Below are 24,592 nucleotides of genomic sequence, written 5' to 3'. Positions count from 1 at the left end.
ATTATGGAAATCAAAGAAGCACAAAGAATAATTGACGAATGGATTAAAACCCTAGGTGTTCGATACTTTAATGAACTGACCAATACCGCCATGCTCATGGAGGAAGTGGGCGAAGTAGCCCGGATCATGGCTAGGAGATATGGGGAGCAGTCGGAAAAACCGGAAGACAAAGCCAAAGATCTGGGAGATGAAATAGCCGATGTACTTTTTGTATTGATCTGCTTAGCAAACCAAACGGGCATTGACTTAGAAGAGGCCTTAAAGAAGAACCTGAAAAAGAAAACCTTAAGAGATAAAGACAGACATAAAAATAACCCTAAACTACAATGATTAAGCGTCTGGCATTTTGGCTCTACATCTTATCTTTTCTAAGTCATATCGGCTTGGGGTATTGGATCTATAAAACCTTTTTGCCTTTAGCAGGAAACACACTTGGATTACAACCTCTTCTTGAGAATTTCGACTTTCAGACCTTTAGCGAGGCCATAAGGATATTAGATCCACAATGGCCTGAATTTATCACAAGTGTATTTCTTTTTTTTGTCATTAACTTACTCTTGCAGACCTTCTTTTCAGGAGGGTATATGGATGCTATAGCCTACGAAAAATTCAGCATTCAGAGATTTTTGATTCAATCTAAGAGAAAGTTCTTCCCCTTCGTAGGATTAGGACTTATCCTATTATGCTTTTTTACTGTCCTCTTTATTTTGGCAGTAATATCTCTCCAAATCTTCCCCAAGTTAGCTACCCATCACCGCTCAGGAACCTTAAGCTATGCTCTCCCTATAGTATTCCTGGGTTTGGCCTCCGCCTATCTCAGGCTGGTTTGGGATTATAGTCGATTTCTGTGGATTCAACATAAGAATTTCGGGAAAGCTCTAAAAGGAGCGTTTAAGATTCTCAGTTCTTCCATCCCAGCCTGGGGATATGCTTTGAGCTTTGGACTACTGATTCTATGTACTGGCTTGATCTATCTGCTACTTACCCAATATCTCCATTTCCCTACCCCTATTTTATTAATATTACAGCAGATTCATGTTATAGCCCTTATCTTTATTCGTCTCCTATATCTTCAGAAGGTGGCAAAAGTGGCATTTAAACAAACTATGACCTTAGTATAATTGTTATTAGAATAAAAACAAAGGACTGTGGAAGACGCAATAGTTAATAAAGTAGCTCAAAGTGGATTAGTCACCTTAGACCTGGAAGAATGGTATCCTGAAGGAAAAAGAGTAGCCTATGACATCAAGGACAATCTGTTTATGGGCATGATACTGAAGGAAAAAGATTTTAGAGCCTTCTTAAAGGAGCACGATTGGTCGCAATATCAAGACACCTTCGTAGCCGTTTATTGCAGCGAAGACGCCATAGTACCTCTTTGGGCATATATGCTATTAGGTATTCACTTAGAACCATATGCTAAAAAGGTAGTATTTGGCAGTTTAGAAGATCTAGATATCAGCTTATACAGAGACCTTTTTGATCATATAGATTGGAACGAATATCAAGATGCGCGCGTGGTGGTGAAAGGCTGTTCCGATAAAAACATTCCAACTGCCGTCTACATGGATTTGGTATCCCATTTAAAGCCAAGGGTGAGGAGTTTGATGTTCGGAGAGCCTTGCAGTACTGTTCCATTATTTAAACAGAAACCTCGTGCTTGATTCTACCATATTTACCTTATTCGGGTATGAAATGAGCCATATAGAGTTCTGGGCTACAGTTACCGGGGGACTGGCTGTTTGGCTATCTGCAAAAGAAAATGTTTGGTCCTGGATAGTAGGTTTGCTAAATGTTTGTTTGGCATTCAGGATGTTTTACTTATCCCAGCTTTATCCTGATATGTTTTTGCAGGTCTTCTTCTTTATAACCAATATGATAGGCTTTTACATGTGGAAATTTCCGAAAGAAGACCAAGCCAATGCCAATCATGAACTGCAAATCACTCGCATAAATCCTAAACTCTACTTCCCATTCCTATTAGGTATAGTATTAGCTACTTTTATGATGGGTAGATTTGCTTCTAATTTACATGAATGGTTTCCCAAACTATTTTATCTTCCGAGTGCCTTCCCCTATGCGGATTCATTTGTTCTAACAGCCAGCATTGCTACCACATTCTTAATGATGAGAAAGAAGGTGGAGACCTGGTGGATGTGGCTTCTTATAGATATGGTTAGTACTGTTATTTACTACCAAAAAGAGATCAAGCTATATGCCTTACTGTACTTCGTATTTTGCTTCATAGCAACTTATGGCGCCATAGACTGGACGAAAAAGTTCAAGTATTATGAAGTTAAAAAATAAGAAATTACATTTGTCGTTTGTTGGAAAAACCCCAGCATAAATCTTACGACTGCTATGAACAAATTAAATCTTAAACCAATTGAAAGAGTTAGCAAAATCAGTAAAGAAGATTTTGTAAAAAACTATTTCATCCCTCAAAAGCCAGTTGTCATTGAGAAATTAACTGAAGACTGGCCAGCATATGAAAAGTGGCATTTAAACTACATTCGTGAGATAGCCGGAGATAAGATCGTTCCCATCTTTGACGGAAGGCCAATCACACATGAGCAGAAGGTAAATGAGCCTCATTTACACATGAAGATGTCTGAATATTTGGACATCATGGAGAAAGGACCCAGCTCATATAGAATCTTCCTGTATAATATCATGAAGGAAGTGCCTCAATTGAAGGAAGACTTCAGATGGCCAGACATAGGTTTAAACCTAGTTAAGCAGTTGCCTATGCTCTTCTTCGGTGGCGAGAACTCAAAGGTTTTCATGCACTTTGATATTGATTATTCAGACATCTTACACTTCCACTTCCATGGAAAGAAGCAGTGTATCATTTTCCATCCTGACCAAACTAAATACTTGTACAAAGTCCCTCATGCCTTGATCTCACATCAAGCTATAGATTTTGACAATCCGGACTTTGAAAGATTCCCTGCTTTAAAATATGCGGAAGGTTTTATTACTGAATTAAACCACGGAGAAATGCTTTATATGCCAGAGGGGTATTGGCATTATATGAAGTACATGACTCCTAGTTTCTCTATGAGTTTGCGTTCATTGCCTAAAAAACCTATGTTCTTAGCGAAGGCGGCATATAACGTATTTATTCAAAGATATTTTGATAATTTCATGCGAAAGACTAAAGGAAAGGCTTGGATGGATGAAAAGAACCAAAGGGCCATCTCTGAAACCCATAAAAATCTAGGTATTGAAGTATAAGCTCAGGTTTCCCTGAGCTTATTTTTTATTTCAGCAATATCGGCTCTCCGAATCCCAATTCCTTTAACCTTGGGCATTGAGTTTTTGCATCTCCTACCACTACCCATACCATCTTCTGAGGATCCATGTATTGAGAAGCCAATTTTTGAATCTGAGGTATGGTCATGTTTTGAACTATTTTCTCTCTGTCTTTGATATACGTAGGCTTCCAACCGTATTTGCTTAGATTTTCTAAGAATCCTAGCTTAGCCGAAGCTGTTTCAAAAGCACGTGCCTGGCTTTTCAGTAAGAAGCCTTTTGTGGTTTCCAGATCTTGATCACTGAAAGTAGAAGGATAAGCCTTCAAAATGCTCAAAATGGATTCAAGAGACTCCTTTGTAACATTGGTTCTCACTCCTGATCCTATCTCAAATGAACCGCCTAAACTGGAACCAAAGAACCCTGAATTAATACCGTAAGTATATCCTTTTCCTTCTCTTAATTCCTGAGTTAATCGAGAGGCAAAACCTCCTCCTCCAAGTATATAGTTTGAAACTACGGCCGGATAATATTCCTTATCGTTTGCCTTCAAGGCTAAACTTCCTATCCTTAAAACCGACTGCTTTGCCTCAGGAACGTCATAAAAGTATATTTTCCCTACAGCGTCTGATTTGGCTTCAGGCACATTTGGGATTTGTATAGTTCCGGCCTTCCACTCTTTCAAGATTCCTTCAATAGCGGCTACTACATCTCCTTGAGGCAAATCACCTACGGCATGAACGCGAACTGCCGAAGGCACGAATGCTTTACTATAATACGCTTTGAGATCTCTTAACTCTATGGTTCCAATGGTTTCTTCTGTTCCTAATCTATTTTTGGCTAGAACATGATCCTTACCGTATATAAGCTTATCAAATTCACTTGTAGCTAAGAAGTTAGGATTTCCAGTCATTTGCTTTAATTGTGCTAAAGTAGCACTCTTCAGCAATTGGTATTCTTTTTCATCCCATCTTGGAGAAAGGAGGATCTCTTTAACCAGATCCAGAGTTGCATTAAAGTTCCTTTTGAGGCTTACTACTGAAACCCTAATCTCTTCCTTGTCCGCGCTTACACCTATTTGCGAGCCTAATTGTTGGATAGCTTCTTCTAATTCAGCCGCTGTTCGCTTTGCCGTGCCGGTCATCAGCATTCCAGCGGTCAGTTGGGCCGCACCTTGCTTATCTTCCAATAATTGTCCCCCTTTCAGTACAATATTCATTTGAACCAAAGGCACCTCAGTGCTCACGATTCCATAGGCCTGCGCTCCTTTAGATAAACCCTTTTGCCAAACTTGAGGAACGGGCACATTCAGGGCTTTTCCGTAAGGCGGCTCCACCGAACGATCTATCTTTGAAGGAGTTTTAACGTATTCAGCCGACTGGCTAGCATCAAAATTTGCCTCTGCTCCTGTTACAATCTTCTCTTCTACTACATCAGCTTTTACAGAACCCTTCAATGTCAGTTCCACTTGACCTTTGGGGACAAAACTGGTAGCGATATAGTTCTTTCCCTTGATGTACTTTTCGTAAACCCTCTTCACATCCGCTGTGCTTACTGCTAAAAGTCGCTTTATATCCTCAGTAGCAAAGCCGGGATCGCCTGCAAAAATGCTGTATTGAGCTAAAGATGAACTCTTACCCAATACGCTGGAAAGAGAAGAGTAAAAGGAACGTTCTTGACCTGCTTTGATTCTATTCAGATCTTTCTCAGAGATCCCTTCTTTTTCAAACTTCTCGAATGCTTCTTGAAAGGCACTTGCCACATCGTCTAAATCCTTCCCGCCAAAAGCTCTGGTACTAAGGCTGAATTGGCCGGCTACTTCAGAGGCATACAGATCTGCATAAACGCTGGAGGTCAATTGGTGCTGTTCCACTAAAACCTTATAAAAAGGAGCGTTTTTTCCATTGCTTAAATAAGAAGCCAATACACGTAAAGCATAGGAATCAGGATGATACTGCTCTACAGTTGGCCATACATAAGTCAAAGCAGGTACTCGCGCGAAGTTATCTTCGTGATAAAGTTTTTTGATCTCTTTTACTACACCCGGTCTTTTGGGCAATTTTGGAATTTCTTCTCCTCTTTTTATTTCGTCAAAGTACTTATGCACCCATTGCTTCGCTTGAGACGGATCAAAATCACCCGCCACAACTAGGGTCACGTTATTTGGCACATACCATCTCCTAAAAAATTCTTTAACATCTTCCAGAGTGGCATTATCCAAATCTTCCAAAGAACCTATGACTTGCCAGTTATACGGATGATCTTCAGGATACAAAGCTTTGTCTATAACATAATTCGTATGCCCGTAAGGAGCATTATCTACACCTTGGCGCTTTTCATTTTTCACCACTTGTTTTTCCTTAGCCAGAACAGGTTCAGTAACGGTATTAATAAACCAGCCCAACTTATCTGCTTCAGCCCAAAGCATTTTTTCAAGGGCATCAGCCGGAACAGTCTGTAAATAGTTAGTACGATCTCTGCTGGTAGAGCCGTTCGCTCCGGATCCTCCAATTTTAGCGGATAGTTTATCTAAACCACCTTTACCTAGATTTTCAGATTCTAAGAAGAGTAAATGTTCAAAAAGGTGAGCAAAGCCAGTACGTCCAGCCTTTTCTCTGGCAGACCCCACATGGGCTGTCAAATTAACCGCTACTACAGGATCTGATTTATCAACATGAAAGATGACAGTGAGGCCATTGTCTAAAGTAAACTTCTCATAATCTACTTTAAACTGAGCAGACAAAGTGGAGTGGATGAATAACAGAAATAGAAATAGTCTTTTCATTGTAAAGAGTTTTGAACCTTAAAAATAAGGTTTTTACAATGTACTTTTACTCAACTATTCTTCTGTTTTTTTGATTAAGCCCAGATTCCATCTTAACCAACGTGTCAATTTCATAACCCACTGAGGTATAATATGATCCCTGAATACTTCTTTGAGGTGAGGAATATCTGGATACATGAGTTGAATATAACGCATAGCTAACTGCAAACGCTTGAAGTAATCGTCGCGGTATTGTTTAGCGTTCAGGAGCAAATAATACCATCCACCTAGATTCCTTTTAAACAGTTTATTAAAGGCATAACCGGTATCTTCATTGAGATGAGTATACATCATGATACGGTTTTCTAAGAAGACGGCATCGTCCTTATGATCTGTATTACTCGCTCCGGCAGGGTGTCTTCTGTAAACTGCGGTAACGTCAGGCAGGTACTTGATTTTACCAAATCTTGCGGCTAACATGATCATGGGAATATCCCCGCTCTTCGTTTTATGGAACCAAGGCTGCACCGGAAAAATGGATTTCATGGTATAAAACAGGGTAGCAGTCCCCATAAACCAGATTTCTTTTTCACCGATCAGGTCTTTCAACTCGAAGACATCCCTTTCTAAGCCATCGTTCAATTGATAGGGTTCGCCCTGATCTCCAAAAAACTCTACTCTACTGTTTGTAAAGCAAATGGAAAAATCAGGATTAGCCTCCATGAAGTCTGCCTGCTTCTGTAGTTTATATGGATCTATCCAATAGTCGTCACCTTCTAAGGCCGCCATATACTTGCCCCGGCAGTTTTCAAGAATGCGGATGGAATTAGGCTGAGGACCTCCATTCTTTTCTCCACGTACCACTTTGATCAGTTCAGGATAACGAGCTGCATATTCATCTACAATAGCAGAAGTGCCATCCGTAGAACAGTCGTCTCCTATGACTATTTCGAAAGGAAAAGTCGTTTTTTGCGCCACTACACTTTCAATGGATTGTCTTATGAAAGTGACGTGGTTATAAGTCAAAAGGTGTACGCTTACCAGAGGAGTCATAATCAAGAATTCATTAGCTCCTTGATGTCCTTGATGATCTTATCTGCTAGGTTTCCAGCTGTGGTTTCGAATTCACTTTCAGCGTAGATTCTAATGATAGGTTCCGTATTTGACTTGCGTAAATGAACCCATTCCTTCTCAAATAGGATCTTAACTCCATCACGCACGTCTATCTCGTATTTGGCGTATTTTCCTTTGATCTTTTCAAGGATCAAATCCACATCAATACCGCCTTCTAATTCTATCTTTTTCTTAGCTATAAAGTAGGAAGGATATTTTTTACGTAGGAATCCTACAGGCTTATCAAACTTAGCCAAGTGAGATAGGAACAGAGCGATCCCCACCAAGGCATCTCTACCGTAATGGAGTTCAGGATAGATGATACCACCATTACCTTCTCCACCTATCAAGGCATTCACTTCTTTCATTTTCTCTACCACATTCACCTCTCCTACTGCCGCAGAGTAATAAACTCCTCCTTGCTGTAAGGTGATATCCTTCAGTGCCATCGTAGAGGACAGATTAGAAACGGTAGTTTTATTTTCATTTGCTAAGCCAATCAGATAATCAGCTACAGCCACTAAAGTGTATTCTTCTCCAAAAGGCTCGCCATCTTCACAGATAAGTGCAAGTCTATCTACATCAGGATCCACTACTATTCCTAGATCATAATCCCCTTTCTTCATTTCTGAAGAAATAGCTCTGAGGTTTTCAGGAAGGGGTTCCGGATTATGTGCAAACTGGCCCGTAGGTTCACAGTTCAATTCTTTAACAGTAACTACTCCAAGGGCTTTCAGTAATTTTGGGACTGCAATTCCTCCAGAGGAGTTTACTGCATCTACCACTACTTTAAATTCAGCTTTTTGGATGGCTTCTACATTTACCGCAGGAAGAGCTAGTATAGCTTCTATATGCTTATCGATATAAGAATCGTTACTTTCGTACTTTCCTAATTGCTTTACTTCAGCAAACTGAAAGTCTTCACTATCTACTAGTTCCAAGAGTCTTTCTCCCTCAGCAGCTGAGATAAATTCACCTTTTTCGTTCAGTAATTTCAATGCATTCCACTGTACCGGATTATGACTGGCGGTGATAATGATACCTCCTGCAGCACCTTCTGCCGGAACCGCCATTTCAACGGTCGGAGTGGTGGACAGGCCCAAGTCTACTACATCTATGCCCATTCCGTTTAATGTAGCACAAACGAGATCTGAGATCATTTTTCCGGAAGGTCTGGCATCACGTCCCACTACTACTTTCTTATTGCCTTCTGTCCGAATCATTCGGGCAAAGGCAGCAGTAAACTTCACTACATCTAAGGGAGTTAGAGCTTCTCCGCTTCTTCCACCTATAGTTCCTCTAATACCAGATATTGACTTAATTAACGTCACGCGAGTTGAATTTAGGGTTCAAAATTAATCAAAAAAAGGTCACAGTTGCCACTAAAATTAAAATGTTTTTACCCTACAAAAGGGGTCTACATTGAGCGAATGGACACTAAAGTTTCGAGATCAGAATTTACATGGCCTTCCCCTCTAAAAGTACCTCTGACCGGATTGATTCCACTTGGTTCTAAGGAGTTCGCTAAGGTGATATAATTGAGATTTACGGGCTGCCCTTCCGTAGGGTCAAAACCTCTCCACCCACCTCCCGGCAGGAAAACCTCTACCCACGCATGCAGATCATGCGCATGTCTATCGCTTCCAAAAAGATATCCACTAACAAAGCGAGCTACAATACCTTGAGCCTTGCAAATGGCCATCATCAACACTGAAAAATCCCTGCAGGAACCCGCACCTAATTGGAGGGTTTCTTCTGCTTTCATGGCTTCGCCCCTTTCACGAGAGATATAACGAAAATTCCTACTTATATATGTAGTAACACCCATTAAAAAATCAATGGTATTATAGTTATTTGCCTCCACTAACCTTTGGCTTAAATCCCTAACTTGCTCTGAGATGGGTTCCATCTGAAAATAGAGATCTGTATAACGCGCTAATTTCTCAGGGTACCGAAACGGCAACTTCGCCGTCTCATAAGGGAAAAAGATAAAATCAAAGGTATTAAATGGCTCTGAATCAATGATAAACTTGCTTTGTACCTCAAATCTTTGGGTTTCCGTATTGACAAAACAAATGTGTTGAAGATTCCCTTCCTGATCTATGTTTTTGATGAGCCTATCTGCTTGGGGAAGAACCAATAGCTCATGTTGAATGAGCCTTTGATAAGGAGTAACATGGGGGGTGAGATAAAAGTAATGCGGGTTCAGTATGACATACTCACTGTACCTGTAGCTTAACTTATGGATTACCTCTAAAATCATAGTTGTCTTTTTCGCAAAAGTGGATCAATCCAGTCCACTGGAAGTTTTTGGACAGAATTCTTAAGTAAAGCATTCCATTGATAGGATATATGTTCCAAATCCTGCTTTTCGTACATGTGTTCCACTATATTAAAACTGTCCTTCTCATACAGTAAAACATCAATAGGGAAATCTACATCATTCGCACTCACCCTCGTAGAATCAAAAGCTAAGAATCCTAATCTCAACACCTCATCCAGGGGAGTGGTATATTTCATATTGCGATACAGGATGGGTTTACCATAACCTGAATTTCCAATAATAATAAAAGGGGAACCTTCAGAGACTTCTATCCAATTCCCTTCCGGATACAGTAGGAAGAGCTTATGCTCCTTATCTTTTTCCAGTTGTCCTCCTATAATGGCCGAGAGGTTAAAACTCAAACCTGATTTTAGCAATATGGCCTCATCTTCTTCCCTAACCTTCTTGATCTTTGCCCCTAAGGAATTTACCGCCTGATATAATTTCTCAAATTGGGCCGTATCATCTTCCAGGACCTCCTGGAAATAGGTAATGGCTTTGTCTCTTACTGACCGTAAGCCGGCAGTCATGATAAACAAAGAGTGGTTTTGAATCTGGTGTATGGAAACCTTTTTTTCACTAGACACTTCACTTCCTGAAGTGATTCTTCTATCTGCCAATGCCACTAGGCCATCTGCTGTCTTTACACCCAAACAAAAGGTCATATAGTATAAAAATTAATATTGTACGCCTCCACTTACATCGAAATAGATCTTATATATTTCTGCATCCAACTTATTATTGGCGATTTGAAAATCATTCAAAAATTGATGCAGCCCCATCTCTAAGATTTCAGAAGTTTCCGTGAAATCTATCTTATGATTGAGTTCAGATATCTGCTTTTCAGCACTATTCCTGTATCCATTTTGAGGACGGGATCCCGAAATCTTGTATAAAGCATATTCTGCCTTCTTTAATGAGAAGCAGATGGCTCTAGGAAAACTTCTGTCTTTGATAAGAAATTCTATAATATTGGTTTGGTTCAAACTCTTGTACTGCTGTCGGTACATATTAAAAGCGGAAACCGACTTTAAAACGGCTCCCCAAATTAAGAAATCATGGGAGTTCATAGATTTCTCTTCATTCTTAAAATACCCAATATCCAGAAAACGTGAGGTTTTATCTGCACGTTCAATAAACTTCCCCAGGATCCAGAAATAATAGGCTTCGTTTCGGGTTAGGCAGGCATCTAGCATACCTGTTAAAAAATGACATTGTTGTTTGATCCCATCATAAAACTCTAACATACTTTCCAGATCATGATGCGCTTCGAAAGTATAATTCTTGAATCTCAAATAAAACTTATTGAGGGACTCCCAAAATTCCTTTGGCACTACTTCCTTTACCGTCCTGACGTTCTCCCTGGCATTTCCTAACATGCTATAAATGGAATTCGGATTTCGAGCATCAAAGGTCATGAAGTCTATAATCTGATCTTCTGTTATCTGGGCATAGAACTGATCATAAGTGAATTTATCCTGGGTGGCCTCCAGTAAAACCTGCCAATGATCAGTGATAACCTCCGGAAGATCGCAGGACAGATTGATATTTACACTCATAAATCTGGCGTAGTTCTCTACTCTTTCGATGTAGCGACCCATCCAGTAAACCGAATCAGCAACCCTAGATAACATAGCCGTGAAGGATTCTTGTCTTTGGAATTAAATTTTGAAAAAAACGAATATAACAATAGAAATGACTAGCCTACGCTACAACTACATTTATTTATGATCACATTAGAAAAAAAATATCAGAGTTTATTACATTTGTTCAATTTTAAAGACCCAATTCCTTTGATACTTTCCGAAAAGAACTCCATCGCTAAAAATTTCTTATCTGAGATAAGAGACAAAGAAATTCAAAAGGACTCCATGAGATTTCGCAGAAATCTGGAGCGAATGGGTGAAATCTTTGCCTATGAGATTTCGAAAACCATGGAATATGAACCGATTGAGGTTGAAACCGTTTTGGGCACAAAATCTACTTATAGGACGGCTGACCAACCGGTAGTAGCCACTGTGTTACGTGCATCCTTACCTCTTTTCCAAGGGGTAATTAACTTCTTTGACAAGGCAGAAAGTGCATTTATAGGAGCATATAGAGGATCACATGCTGCTGACCAAAACTTCAAAGTAGAACTGGATTATATTACCAGCCCTTCCGTAGAAAACAAGACCCTTATTCTCTGCGACCCCATTTTGGCCACAGGAAAATCCCTAGAAAAAGCTTACAGAACCCTCACTCAATACGGAAAACCTAAGAACACCCATATCGTATGTGTCATAGCAAGTGTAGATGGCATGAACTATATCCGTGAAACCCTGCCCGAGTGTAAACTTTGGATAGGAGATGTAGACCGTGAAATGAACGAAAAATTTTACATAGTGCCGGGCCTTGGTGATGCGGGCGACTTGGCATTTGGATGTAAACTATAACCCTACCATGGAAAAGTCAGATTTAAAGCACCTGTTCAGTATGCCGGTGATCATAGCGGCATTGGGATACTTCGTAGATATCTATGACCTTCAACTATTCGGAATTGTACGCGTACCCAGTCTAGAAAGCTTAGGACTTAGTCCGGCAGAGGTTGACTCCATTGGTGTACAGATTATTAACCACCAAATGATTGGACTCCTGCTAGGAGGTATACTTTGGGGATCATTAGGAGACAAAAAAGGAAGACTCTCCGTACTTTTTGGTTCCATCATTACCTACTCCATAGCCAATATTGCCTGTGGATTTTTACCACACATTACCTTCATGGACAATATAGTAGCCTACAAATGGCTTAGATTCATTGCCGGGGTTGGTTTAGCAGGAGAATTAGGTGCAGGCATCACTTTGGTGTCAGAGGTTTTACCTCCAAGGTTACGGGCGAAAGGCACCTCCTTAGTGGCTGGTGTGGGTCTATTTGGGGCGGTAATTGCAAATTATACCGTTCAGTGGAGCGGAGATTGGACCATAGCGTATTTCGTTGGTGGAGCTATGGGAATTTTACTTTTACTTTTAAGAGTAGGGGTTCTGGAGTCAGGAATGTTTACCTCTATTGCTAAGAAAGAAGAGGTGACGAAAGGCAACTTCTTTGCCTTTTTTACAGATAAGCAGCGCTTCATCAAGTACATGAAATGTATTGGTATAGGACTACCTACATGGTTCTGTATTGGAATCTTGGTGTATTTAAGTAACCAATTCGGGGAAGCTCTGGGTATTCCGGAAAAAGTTAAACCGGGAATGGCCATCATGTGGGCGTATGTGGGTATCTCTGTAGGAGATTTATTAAGTGGATTTATCAGTCATGCGTTAGCATCCCGAAAGAAGGCCATAGCCTTGATGATGGGGATGTCATTACTAGGTGTTTTATACTACTTGTTTGGAGGTATGAAGACTGTAACCACTGTTTATGCCACTTGTGTCTGGTTAGGATTCTGGACGGGATATTGGGCCATGTTTGTGACCGTGGGCGCGGAACAATTCGGCACCAATTTAAGAGCAACCGCCGCTACTACTATTCCTAATATGGTGAGAGGTGCAGTAGTTATTATGACCACCTTATTTACCTGGATTAAACCCAGTGCAGGTACCATCATGGCAGGAGCAATTGTAGCTTTAATCTGCTATGTTATTGGTTTCTACTCTACATTAACCGTTAGAGAGACGCATAATCGAGATCTGAACTTCCTTGAGGAGTAATCTCTTTAAGATATACATACAAAGAACAAAGGATGGAGAAACCTAAGTAAGCTATGAAAAAGGTTTCTCCATTTTCATAGAATAAAGGCTTCCAATACTCCGTTCCCATCAAAAAACAAGTACCATAAACTGCCTTAATCCCTTCAAAAAGCAGGAAGGATTTATTCTTATCCATCATGTCAGTATAAGCATAGATGGTGATAAAAATGAAGCCTCCAAAACTTAGCATACTTATTAGCGACAATTGCCCCACGTGTGCGAATAACCAGATAAGGAATCCGAGAGTAGTTAAGAATTGTGCCCAAATAAAGATTCTGGATGGCAAGCCAAAGGGTGTGTCATATTTTTCAAAGTGGTAAGGATCCTCAATTTTCACTACCGGGTACTTCTCCTCAAAACCTTCAGGCCTCCACCCCGTAGGTTTAAACCAGATGGTAAACTTATCTTTCCAATCTGGAGCTCTCCATGCATCGTGGATAAGCAAAGCCAGATGCTTAAAATTGATCTTCATGGGATTCCAGGTTCTCATAGGTCGGGTCACCCCAAAAACCGGCGGAACTTCTTCTAATTCTTCTTGATAAGTGCCAAATAGTTTATCCCAAAAAATGAAAATCTGTCCGTGATTTTTATCCAGGTACTCCGGATTAATGGCATGATGCACACGATGATGGGAAGGAGTGACGATAATCTTCTCCAGAAAACCCATTTTATTAATATAAATAGTATGGTACCAAAACTGCGCAAACAAATGCAAAGGAGCCACAACCGCTATTACTTCAGGCTTTACACCCAATATAGCGGCAGGAATTAAAAAGAAGGAGAAAATATTAACAAAGACGGAAATGCTTTGACGCAACGCACAAGCCAAATCAAACTCTTCACTACTATGATGGATCACGTGCCTATTCCAGAAGAAATTGATGCTATGCGACAAGCGATGAATCCAGTACCCCGCAAAGTCCAGCGCTATGAATGCGGCGGTATATACCCAAAAAGTGGACTTGATTTCAAAAAGGGCCACTTTATTATAAAACCACTCATAACTAAGAATAGTGATGCTTAAACCCAATACATCTTTCAGAACATTAGTGTATCCCGAACTTAGGCTTGAAATGGTATCCATGCTTCTAAATGCATGCCTAAAACGAAGATAACCGTATAACTTTTCACTTAAGACTAAGATCAAAAATACCGGCGCTGCTATCAACAGAATTTGGGCGTAACTTTCCATAACGTTATATACCAAGGGTTTTTGCAAATGTACTTAGAATACTTATAATTCAAAGCGAAAAAATCACCAATAAATGATAAACTATATAAATAAATTTATAAAAACTTATTTCCATAATTTTGAATTTGATTGTACTTTTGTCTTATTATCATCAAATGGATTAAACAAGCCCTCCATGAAAAGAACCCTACTACTTCTTGCTCTTGTAATGAGCAGCGTATTTGGTTATTCTCAGACTGCTCCTAATGCACCTACGGGCGTAACGGCAGCTCAGATTAATTTAGAAAACAAGGCCTTAATAGAGTGGGTAGCTCCTACTTCAGGTGCTACGCCTGACGGCTATAAAGTCTATTACAATGTCAAAGGTTCCACAGTAATAGACTCTACCGTAAAGTTGACTACTTTGAATGCTACTTTGAGTAATCTAAAATTAGATACAGTATATAACGTGCGTGTTCGTGCGTTTAAAGCGCTTACTGTACCCAAAGTAGACACCGCTTACTCTCCGTATAGTACTACTGTAAATGTACTTATAGCTCGTCAATTGGCTAAACCTAATTTTGCTATAGAGACGGCTTACACCACCTTTGACGAGATTGTACTTCGTCTGTTAGACACGAACAAGTATGCTACTCACTTCATGGTAAAAGTTGAAGGTGATGGACCTGCAGTAGAACATGAAGTATTAAAAACAGGACCGGAAACCGTTTTCAAACTGACAGCTCTAAAAGCTAAAACTCAATATATGATTTCTGTGAAATCATTGAGAAAGTCAGGTTCTACAGTGAAAGACCAATCTGCGTATACGGATATTAAATACGAAACTACAAAAGTAGCTCCACCTCCTGCAGCCATCAATTTCAAGACAGAACAGGATTGTCCGTATGGTGTAGCGTTCACTTGGGACTACGCCTCAGGACAGGAAGATATTATGTATGTAGTGGTTCAGGCTTCTACCATTACAGACCCTTGGAATTTTACGAATATTGGTAATGTAAACGCTAATGAGAAATTCTTCTTCTGGAGTGGTGCAGAACCTGGAATGGTTTATAACTATAGAATTGAGACGCAAAATTCTACAGCGAATAGACTTTCAGGGGTACATACTATTGGTACTAAGAACTGGACTGAACCAAATAACCCGGTGAATATCAAGACGATCTATAAGACGCCGAACGAAATCACCTTCAAATGGGATTTAGGTGTTCAGGATAACACTTGTAAAACAAATATCATTGCCAATACAGAGGTTCAAATCAGTATCAATGGTAGCCCTAGACAACATGTAGCAGATCTTCCTCCCTATGCACCGCAAGAGTATTCTATTAAGAACTTACAACCTGGTTCAATAGTAGAGATTTTCTTGAGAGCCCACAGTGATAAACAACTGTATCCTTCTGGGTATTCCAGTGCAAAAGATACTACTTATGGTCCTCCTCAAAGACCAGCTAATATTTATGGAGGTGTATTTGCAGATAATTTCAAGAACAACTACGTAGAAATATGGTGGGATGATGTTAAAGATGAAGGTCAGTATTATATAGAAAGGTCTTTAGACGGAACAAATTATACCCTTTTAGCTTTTGTGAAAGAAAATGTAGTTCGTTTTAAAGATGTTAGAGTTGATGAAGGAGTTTCTTACTATTACAGAGTTAAAGCTGAAAACTGGGTGGGTGCATCAGGTTATTCTGTGGTAGGTCCATTTACAGTAGGATTCACTTCAGCTCCAAGCGCCCCTTATGGCCTTACAGCTAAGAAGCAAGGAAATTCAGTTGTCCTAACTTGGGTAGATGATACGCATAAAGAAGAGAAGTACTTCGTTGAAAAATCAACAGATGGAGGAAACGAATACATAGTGATTGGTGAACTAGGTAAAGATGTAGAAACTTACACCGATAATAATATCAGTGAAGGAAAAACTTACTTCTATAGAGTAAGGGCATGGAATAGAGCCTTCCAATATTCCAACTACTCTCTTCCTGCGAAGATCATTATCCCTGCGGCTGCTTCAGGCTTCGTTTTTGATGCTACTGTATTCCCTAACCCTATTTCGGAATCTATCAGTATCAAAGCTGAGAATGCTGATGTGAAGAGTAAATATACCTTAAAGATCTATAACCAAACGAACATTTTGGTTCTAGAAAAAGAGATCAATTTCAGTGATGACCAAACGGTACAGATCAAGGTTCCAAACCTGGCTCCAGGCTCCTATAACCTTACCTTGTCTGACGGCAAGGAAAAGGTCTCCAAAAAGATCATCAAATTATAATCTATAAAAATGATTTTATAAAGCCTCCAAGATAACTTGGGGGCTTTTTTTTATCCTCAGATAAGTAAATTTCAAGTATATCCTAGCTGCCTTGGATCAATGGAATGAACTACTATAAATTCGTACCAAAATCCACACAGCTATGAAATTACTCCTGCCATTAATGGTTTTGAGTTGGAATTTATATGCTCAAAATCCACAGTTTATAGAACCCCTTAAGTCAGATAAAGCGGTAGCCTGCTCCGGGGAAACAGTCACATTCTCTGCTAAAGTTTCCAGCGCGCTTCAGGCTTATTTCCTCAAAGAAAATCCAATCACAGGTGAATGGGATACCCTTACTATTATTCAACATCCAGAACCTATAATTAGCTTTCCAATCACCTCCTCAGAGGGAGATTTAAATATTAGAATATTGCTAAAAGGTCAAAATGGTCAAAACGTATTAGGAGATCCGCATACTGTCCTTATTAGAAAGCTAAGTCCAAGCATTCAACCTCAAGATCAAGCCTTGTGCAATGGCACTAATGCAACCTTTATTGCTGAAATACCTCAAGCTACCTCCTTTCAGTGGGAAAGCTCCACAGGCGGAGAATTTAGTCCTATTGTGAATGGAGGTAAATTTTCAGGAGCTTTAAGCCCTACCTTAAAGGTCACAGGATTGATCAATGCACATGACGGACTATTGTTTCGTCTCAAAGCCACGGACGAATATGGATGTGAAGCCTGGACCTCAGTGGCTAGGTTAAAAGTACACCAACTGAGCACTTCTGTATCACCCACCACCTCTAAACCCTTTTGCGAAGGAGATTCCGTGCTCTTCTACCCTGCTACAGTAGGGGAAGATGCACTCTCCTTCCAGTGGTGGATGCGTGCAGGCACAGCCAACTACCAAATCATACAAGACAGCATAAGATTCAAAGGTATTCAGGAGAAAAACCTCCTGGTGAAAAATATTCAAACCAATGAAACCGCATTTCGCGTACGCGTAGGCTTTCCCAGTATAAGTTTTAACGGCTCAAAATTTGATACTACAGTATGCTATCTAGAAAGTAGCAGAACGAACTATATCATTCACCCCCGACCTGAGAAGCCCCACTCTTTAGATACGCTATCGCATTGTGGTCCGGAGAAATTTTTGATACAGACAGAGCAAAGTATGTATTGGACTACAGATACTTTAAAGGGAGATTTATATGGACCCACTACAGCATTTACAACAGACACTTTGAATGGATCTACCACGTATTACTACAGAACTAAAAATGAGAAGGGATGCTATAGCCCTTGGAATTATTTCCCAATAATCATTCACCCAGAACCCGTGCTTAGCCTATCACCACTCTCTCCCATTTGTCCTGAAACGGAGTACATTCGCTTGGAGTTTGAAGAATTTGAAAATAACCCTAACCTGCTATTTTTCCGGCATCCCACTCAGGATTGGGACAGCTTGTTGGTACAGGAGAATATGTATTTAGCCCTACCAAAATTAGAAGAGAGCGCTCAGTTGAAGTATTGGAGTACTAATGCTCATTGTTACTCGGATACCTTGGCTTTTGACATTAAAGTCCTGCCAGCTTCAAAGATCACTCAAGAATTAAGTGTCTTATCGGTTTGTCAGGGGGATACGCTTCACTTAAGCTCTACATATTCAGGTGAAGGTACCTTAACCTGGTATAAAGATCAAGTACTCACATTGCCGCAAATTATCGCTGAGGAATCAGCAGGCTATTCCGCGGTACTTGAAGGGACCTGCGGAAAAGACTCTGCATTGATATGGAAAGTTCAGGTGCATGAGAAACCTATAATTGAACTAGATGATCAGTCGGTCTGCGCAGGAGATACCGCCATCTTTAAGATAAAGGGTGATACCTCCCTAATATTATCTTATCGCTGGATGGTAGACGGTGTAGAGGTAGCAGAGAATCATTCCCAATTATTTCTACCCACTGAAAACCTTTCAAATGCCACCATTCAATGCGAGGTAAGGACAGAAACATGTACTGTTCTTTCCCATATTGCCCTTCTCCATGTTATACCTAAACCTATTCCACCTCAACTGAGTGATACCCTGGTCGTGTGTGAGGAGCTTCCTAATCTACAAGACGTGGTATGGCTAAATCTAAAAGGTGAAGCCAGTGTAAAACCCGAGGAAATCAAATATGTAAAGTCCTATAATGAAGAAGGTTGCTCTAGTTTAACAAAGCCTATTACTATTGTAAAACAAAGCCATCCCAGCATCTATCCGCATTTGACAAGTACCCAAATCTGTGGAGAAGGGCCCTATAATAGAAAATCATACCTATCTATTTACTCCAACTTGCCAACGGAATACCGTCTTTATCATGAAGGAATTAAGGTATCTGAAAATACACAAGGAGAATTTGAACTCACTGAAAAAGGGGAATACACAGTACAATCCATAGCGGGTGTTTGCATTCAAAATGACACATTCAGCATATCAGAAGTTAAAATGAACTTCATGATTCCTGAAATTACCATAAAACCGTGGTCTTGTGAAGGATGGGAAATCAAGGCTAGTGGAATAGAGGAGGACCTCTTCTGGTGGCAGAATGATGAAGTGATTGGGCAAAACAATAGTATTACTATCCATCAAGGGAAGCAGACCCTATTCTTAACTCGAGGAAAAGAAATAGAAGGATTGTTTTGCCTTACTGACCCCTTCCCCATTGAACTTCCTTACAGAGAATTTGAAAAACCAATCTTAAACATCGTAGAAACAAGCTGCGAGAAAGGCTACAAACTGAGTCCTAATCCTAATTTTTTCTATGAAAATCTTGACATAAGCCATATGTATTTCAGCCCTGGAAATTACCAGTTGAAATATCAGGATTCTACGGGCTGTAAATTTGATACCTTAATCCAAATTCCGGAGTATCCCTTGCCGCAGATTATAAGTCAGCCTTCTTCTCTGGTCGTTTGTGAAGGAAATATTGCCACATTTCAATTACAAACTACTGCAAATGTGCAGTGGGAGATGTGGAGTAACGGAAAATTTGAAAATATTGATGGGGAAACTCAGAACAGATTGAGAATAGCCTCAACGCCTGGTTCCCTCCACCATTCTTTATACCGAGCAAAAGTCTACCAAAATGACTGCTATATATATTCTGACACTGTAGAATTATCCGTCAATCAAGTAAATGGATCTAATACACAAGTCAGTCTTTGTCCTGAGGAAGCTTTCACCCCCGCTATTCCTGATATTATTGGAGAGATTCAGCAGATTCAATGGCAATATAGACCAGGTACCACCGGATCCTTTTCCACTTTGAAGAATCAGGAATTCCCTATAAACGAACCGGGTTATTACAGAGCTAGAATAGTATTCACTTCCAACTGTGTAATAACAGGCCCTACCACTAGAATAAGCTATGTGACCTCACAAATCCCCGAAATTATAGGACCGGAAAAAGCTTGCATTGGAGAGGAAGTCCTACTTAAAGTAAAGAATTGCACAGGCCAAATTCAGTGGTGGGACGGCAGCACAGGTATAGAAAAATATTGGGTTGCAAACCTGAACGATTCCCTCTGGGTGACATGTAAAAGCTCTGCATGTACATTTTACTCAGAGCCCTATAAACCAACAATACAATTCATCTCCGACAATAGTATGACCGTAACAGGCCTTGAAGAAAAATACTGTCAGGGTACATCTGTGCATTTGAATATTGAAGGATGTTCGGAAGAAGTGGTATGGTCTGATGATTATCGGGGAAGCTTGAGGGTTTGGGAGGCAGAGATTTCGAAAACACTGGAAATTCGGTGCGGAGATAATACCTGCACTCCCCCTCTTGCTATACATATAAAGGTGATTCCAAAACCTGATCCGGGAGAAATACAGATCACCGCCTCCTCACAGTGTGCAGGATATAATCCGGGAAATATAGCCAACACGAAAATGCCAGTGGCTGAAACTTATCAATGGCAGATGTCCGCCGAAAATGACACATGGTTTGACATACAGGGAGAAACGAACATTGTCCTTAATCCCCCTGCCTTGCAGACAACCACCTACTATAGGAGGGTGGCCATAAACCAATGTGGACAGCAAACTTCAAACCCTGTAAAATTTGAAATTCTCCCTGATCCACAAATCCTTTGGAAGCACATACCTGAGACCGTATGCGCAGAGGAAAACATTTCCCTTGAAGTAGAAAGTAGCGGTGGAGTAGCACCTTGTGAAGTATCTTGGGAAGCATGGGACGGTTCGTGGAAAAATATGTTTGTGGGAGAAAAATGGATCATTCCCCCATTTAATCAAGACACTACTATCAGAGTCAGGGCCATTTACCGCTGCGAAAAGTCATCCTGTAATAATGCTAGTACGAGTGCGAAAGAAATTAAAGTCGTAAGTGCACCCACGGTGAAAAGAATGACCGTTTGTGAAGGGGCGATCTTAAAACTGGATGATTGCTTAAACTCTGAAATGGAACTGACATTGATAGCGAAGCAGGATACCATTTTTTATGCCACTTGCCCTACATTTTGTGGGTCAAAATCTGTCAGATATGAAATAACGGTGGTACCTAAGCCTTCACTGCCTGTCAACTTAACCCATGAATTTCAATTAGATTCTGCCATATTTATAGCAAAAGGAGATAGTTTAATATGGTTCACCAGTGCTACATCAACTACTGCTTTATCCACCCCTCCCATCCGAAGTATACTTGGAAAGCATACCTTGTACGTAGCAAACTATCGAAACGGGTGTAGCTCAGACCGTTTGAAGATTGAGACAACGGTAGTGCGACCACTAATTATCTCGAGAACTGATTTTACCTTCACCGCTTGCGAAGGAAAAAGTGCAGAATTCGATCCTCAGATAGAAGGTGCCATAAGTTACGTTTGGGAGAGAAAAAGGCCCTCTGACTCTGTATTTGAAATCTTTAGTGAACAAAAAACGCTGAAAATATCGCGGGCAGGAAATAACGAATCACCCGAAGGCACCGTATACCGAGGAAAATTCAGTAATGGCATAGAGGTAATAGTCATAGAGGAAATCCCTCTAAAACTTAATGAATTCATTGGGACACTAGCCAATCGAACTATTTGTAGAGGAGAAGAGCTGGCACTTTCCATTTCCAACCAAATCAAAGGGAACATCAAAGAATTCAACTGGGAAAACAGAGCAGGAACGGGTTCGGAATGGGAAAAGTATAGCAGTGAAGAAATCTTACAATATAACCCACCATCAAATATAAACAGCACTCAATTTAGGTGTGTGCTTAATTTTGAAGAAGGTTGTAGTATTACTACTGATCTAATGACTTTAAAGATAGGCGAAGTACCTACTAAACCGGAAGATATAGAATTACAATACTGTCTCAATGAGAAGCCTGCAAAGCTGAATATTCAGGCTCCTAACAACTGGAAGATCAAGTGGCTGGAATGGAAGCCAGATATTTCCACAGACCAGGCCATTACCTATTCCTACCCCTTCTCCTATGAAGGTCCTGAAGGCTGTACCAGTGAGAAAGCATTTCTCCATATCATAGTCAAAGATCTCCCGGGATTTCCCTTCAACACTACTCCTCCCTCAGCGAGGGGAAGTATAACCTTTTCGGCAGAAGGAAAAGACTTGATATGGTATTCTTCTATGAGCACGAAAAATGGTCAAACCTATCCTCCAACGTTTACCACTAATGGGAAAAAGAGATACTATGTGACACAAACAGATGGGTGTGAAAGTGAAAGATTATTGATCGAATCAGAAGTTTTACCAGCATTTACGATCACTTCTCAGCCTCAGGACATGGCAAACTGTGAAGGAAATACCTCTACCTTTCGTGTTCGTGCTTCAGGAGGATCTGGAATCCAATACCAGTGGCAAATTTGGGTAGATTCATTATATCAAGATATAGCTGATGCCACTCAACAAGATCTACGCATATCACCGGTCACCGAATCCATCAAGGTTAGATGTAGACTCATACTGGATGGTGATACCTTATACTCTCAAACAGCGGGATTATTTGTTAACAAAGTACTAAGCACACCCAAAGAAATTAGTCTTTGCGAAAATGCACTGCACGACTTCTCCTTTATCCCTTATGAAGGTAAAGTGGCCGATTTTGAATGGCAAATACGTAATGGTAGTTCATATTCTACCATTGCTGAGCCTCAGTCGCAAGGCACTTTCAGGGTACGTATTACTTTTGAGAGCGGATGTATTAGATATACAGATCCTTTCCAAGTGTCCATAAAAGAAATTAAGGAGATATCCATAACAGATACCCTATGTCCTTACAATGATATAGCAGAATGGCTACTTGAAAATGATTTGACGCTAATTGACTCCATACCTCCCCTAGTTGTCCAAAATTTAAACTCTGATTTTAAGGCAAAAAATCTAGATGGATGTACCGTTGAAATACGGAACTTCTCTCCACAATTGAGAACTGTTCCATCTGTAAAGGATACTAGCATTAACCTACACATTGTAGAAAAATTCGTAGATAGCTTGTGGATATACTGGAATGAAAAATGGGTAAATAATATTCCGATGGACTCTAGTCATACCTACATCTACAAAATAAAATCAGAGAATGCTTGCTTTACAGACACCGCCAGGATCCATATCTCAACGGCTATCCCCTATTTATTGGCAAATGTTGACACCCTTATTACACAATTTCAGCACAATAATACCTATCTAGCAACCTTCGATGGAAAGGTATTTGGGAAGTCTGTAAATAAACCTGACTCTATAAAAATAGAACTGAAGATACAGGGGCCGTTTACCCGACAAATTTATGTCCAGAACACAAAACCTACTTCCTTAACCCTGTACTTTCATCGGATGGAAATTACTCCAGGTTCACAATTGTACTTCAGTACTGACCAGAATACTTGGGACATCATAAATGGAACTTTAGATAGTGTCAATGCAGAAATCTTAGGTATCTCCTTCACCGCTGCTGAGACGGGTTGGTATAGACTTGCGTCCTCAGCTAATACCTCTCTTCTTCCAAACGAGGATAATGCAACGACCCTATTAATAAATAGTGAAGAGGAAAATATTGAAAACCAAAAGTCCACGAATGCCACTTTCTGGCCAAATTCCCCCGAATCAAATTTGCCCGTAACTGAGCATGAGTCTAAAGAGAAATACTATAGCATACGGTACGGAGATTCTGAGCTTCAACGAATTGAAATTCCTCAGAGAGAATGCATGTTGATAGGATATCCTATATCGGACCGATTCTACCTTAAATGGCAAGAGATCCAGACACTTGAGATTTGGGATGCAGTAGGAAGAAGCATTCCCTTATCATGGTCTACATCAAAAAAAGATGAAATAGAGGTACGCATAAAAAAAACTGTCCCTTCCGGTCAATACCTGGTTAAGGCAAGCAACCAAAAAGGACAGATTTGTATGAAAAAAATATGGATTAACCCTTAAATTCTTTCCAGGATGGAAGCTCTAAATCTTTATCGGAAACCACGGGATTACTTACCTGCCAATCTATGTTGAGATCCGGGTCATTGTAGATAATTCCACCCTCTGAAGCTTTATGGTATACATTAGTACACTTATAAGAGAAGATAGCATCTTCAAGAGTGGAGAAGCCGTGTGCAAAGCCCTCAGGCAAATACACCATCTTCTTATTTTCTTCCGTTAACAGGAAGCTTTCGTATTGACCAAAAGTAGGAGATTCGGGACGAATGTCTACAACTACATCCAAGACAGCACCTTTAATCACTCTAACAAGTTTACCTTGAGCGAAGGGGGCACGTTGAAAATGTAGTCCGCGAATCACCCCTTTCTTAGAAAAGGATTGATTGTCTTGTAAGAACTCTTCAGGAATACCATTCGCTTTGAATAGTTCTATATTGTAGGATTCGTAGAAATAACCTCTATCGTCCTCAAAAATTCTCGGAATAATTTCAAATACACCAGGTAGTTTAGTTTTTAAGAATTGCATG

At 40.2% G+C, this 24,592-nt stretch carries 17 protein-coding genes; 9 read left to right on the top strand and 8 right to left on the bottom strand.

Features of this window, described 5'->3' with window-relative positions:
- Window positions 1-3 precede the first annotated feature (3 nt).
- From LBYS_RS16745 to LBYS_RS16725, 5 genes are read left to right on the top strand one after another with little or no spacing between them, the layout of a single operon-like run.
- Window positions 4-330, top strand: coding sequence for a nucleotide pyrophosphohydrolase (locus LBYS_RS16745; RefSeq protein WP_013410025.1), 327 nt, complete (start codon window positions 4-6; stop codon window positions 328-330).
- Complete coding sequence (locus LBYS_RS16740; RefSeq protein ID WP_013410024.1) at window positions 327-1,121, top strand: hypothetical protein; 795 nt, start codon at window positions 327-329, stop codon at window positions 1,119-1,121. The genes LBYS_RS16745 and LBYS_RS16740 overlap by 4 nt, the downstream gene beginning before the upstream one ends.
- A 27-nt stretch (window positions 1,122-1,148) precedes the next feature.
- Window positions 1,149-1,664: a DUF2480 family protein gene (locus tag LBYS_RS16735; protein ID WP_013410023.1), complete on the top strand. Its 516-nt coding sequence runs from the start codon at window positions 1,149-1,151 to the stop codon at window positions 1,662-1,664.
- A 31-nt stretch (window positions 1,665-1,695) separates the two neighbouring features.
- On the top strand, window positions 1,696-2,307 hold the full coding sequence (pnuC, locus tag LBYS_RS16730) for a nicotinamide riboside transporter PnuC (protein WP_083794615.1): 612 nt from the start codon (window positions 1,696-1,698) through the stop codon (window positions 2,305-2,307).
- A gap of 54 nt (window positions 2,308-2,361) precedes the next feature.
- Window positions 2,362-3,237 carry a cupin-like domain-containing protein gene (locus tag LBYS_RS16725; RefSeq protein ID WP_013410021.1) on the top strand — a complete coding sequence of 292 codons (876 nt, stop codon included), beginning with the start codon at window positions 2,362-2,364 and terminating at the stop codon, window positions 3,235-3,237.
- A 25-nt stretch (window positions 3,238-3,262) separates the two neighbouring features.
- Here the strand turns inward: LBYS_RS16725 and LBYS_RS16720 are convergent, their stop codons facing one another.
- From LBYS_RS16720 to LBYS_RS16695, 6 genes are all read right to left on the bottom strand, one after another.
- Complete coding sequence (locus tag LBYS_RS16720) at window positions 3,263-6,040, bottom strand: M16 family metallopeptidase (RefSeq protein ID WP_013410020.1); 2,778 nt, start codon at window positions 6,038-6,040, stop codon at window positions 3,263-3,265.
- A 54-nt stretch (window positions 6,041-6,094) separates the two neighbouring features.
- Window positions 6,095-7,072 (bottom strand): glycosyltransferase family 2 protein, encoded by a 978-nt coding sequence (locus LBYS_RS16715; protein ID WP_013410019.1) that lies wholly within the window; start codon window positions 7,070-7,072, stop codon window positions 6,095-6,097.
- Window positions 7,073-7,074: 2 nt separating this feature from the next.
- On the bottom strand, window positions 7,075-8,463 hold the full coding sequence (glmM, locus tag LBYS_RS16710; protein ID WP_013410018.1) for a phosphoglucosamine mutase: 1,389 nt from the start codon (window positions 8,461-8,463) through the stop codon (window positions 7,075-7,077).
- Window positions 8,464-8,549: 86 nt separating this feature from the next.
- A complete protein-coding gene (locus tag LBYS_RS16705; protein WP_013410017.1) occupies window positions 8,550-9,395 on the bottom strand; it encodes a transglutaminase family protein in 846 nt (281 codons plus the stop codon).
- Complete coding sequence (locus LBYS_RS16700; RefSeq protein WP_013410016.1) at window positions 9,392-10,120, bottom strand: proteasome-type protease; 729 nt, start codon at window positions 10,118-10,120, stop codon at window positions 9,392-9,394. The genes LBYS_RS16705 and LBYS_RS16700 overlap by 4 nt, the downstream gene beginning before the upstream one ends.
- Window positions 10,121-10,132: 12 nt before the next feature.
- Entirely contained in the window at window positions 10,133-11,089 is a 957-nt protein-coding gene (locus LBYS_RS16695; protein WP_013410015.1) for an alpha-E domain-containing protein, read from the bottom strand.
- Window positions 11,090-11,248: 159 nt separating this feature from the next.
- Here LBYS_RS16695 and upp point away from each other — a divergent pair, with 159 nt between their 5' ends.
- Entirely contained in the window at window positions 11,249-11,890 is a 642-nt protein-coding gene (gene upp, locus LBYS_RS16690; RefSeq protein ID WP_013410014.1) for a uracil phosphoribosyltransferase, read from the top strand.
- Between the two features lie 7 nt (window positions 11,891-11,897).
- Entirely contained in the window at window positions 11,898-13,145 is a 1,248-nt protein-coding gene (locus LBYS_RS16685; protein ID WP_013410013.1) for an MFS transporter, read from the top strand.
- Here LBYS_RS16685 and LBYS_RS16680 read toward each other — a convergent pair.
- Complete coding sequence (locus LBYS_RS16680; protein WP_013410012.1) at window positions 13,102-14,376, bottom strand: sterol desaturase family protein; 1,275 nt, start codon at window positions 14,374-14,376, stop codon at window positions 13,102-13,104. The two genes, LBYS_RS16685 and LBYS_RS16680, sit on opposite strands and share 44 nt — an antisense overlap.
- Window positions 14,377-14,551: 175 nt before the next feature.
- On the opposite strand from LBYS_RS16680, the gene LBYS_RS16675 reads away from it, so the two are divergent.
- Complete coding sequence (locus LBYS_RS16675) at window positions 14,552-16,645, top strand: fibronectin type III domain-containing protein (protein WP_041823864.1); 2,094 nt, start codon at window positions 14,552-14,554, stop codon at window positions 16,643-16,645.
- A 142-nt stretch (window positions 16,646-16,787) separates the two neighbouring features.
- Window positions 16,788-24,068, top strand: coding sequence for a DUF8696 domain-containing protein (locus LBYS_RS16670; RefSeq protein ID WP_013410010.1), 7,281 nt, complete (start codon window positions 16,788-16,790; stop codon window positions 24,066-24,068).
- Here LBYS_RS16670 and rfbC read toward each other — a convergent pair.
- On the bottom strand, window positions 24,058-24,591 hold the full coding sequence (gene rfbC, locus LBYS_RS16665; RefSeq protein WP_013410009.1) for a dTDP-4-dehydrorhamnose 3,5-epimerase: 534 nt from the start codon (window positions 24,589-24,591) through the stop codon (window positions 24,058-24,060). The two genes, LBYS_RS16670 and rfbC, sit on opposite strands and share 11 nt — an antisense overlap.
- Window position 24,592: the final 1 nt, after the last annotated feature.

This window comes from Leadbetterella byssophila DSM 17132 (assembly GCF_000166395.1).
In the GTDB taxonomy this organism is placed as follows: domain Bacteria; phylum Bacteroidota; class Bacteroidia; order Cytophagales; family Spirosomataceae; genus Leadbetterella; species Leadbetterella byssophila.
This window is presented reverse-complemented; position numbering and strand designations above follow the sequence as displayed.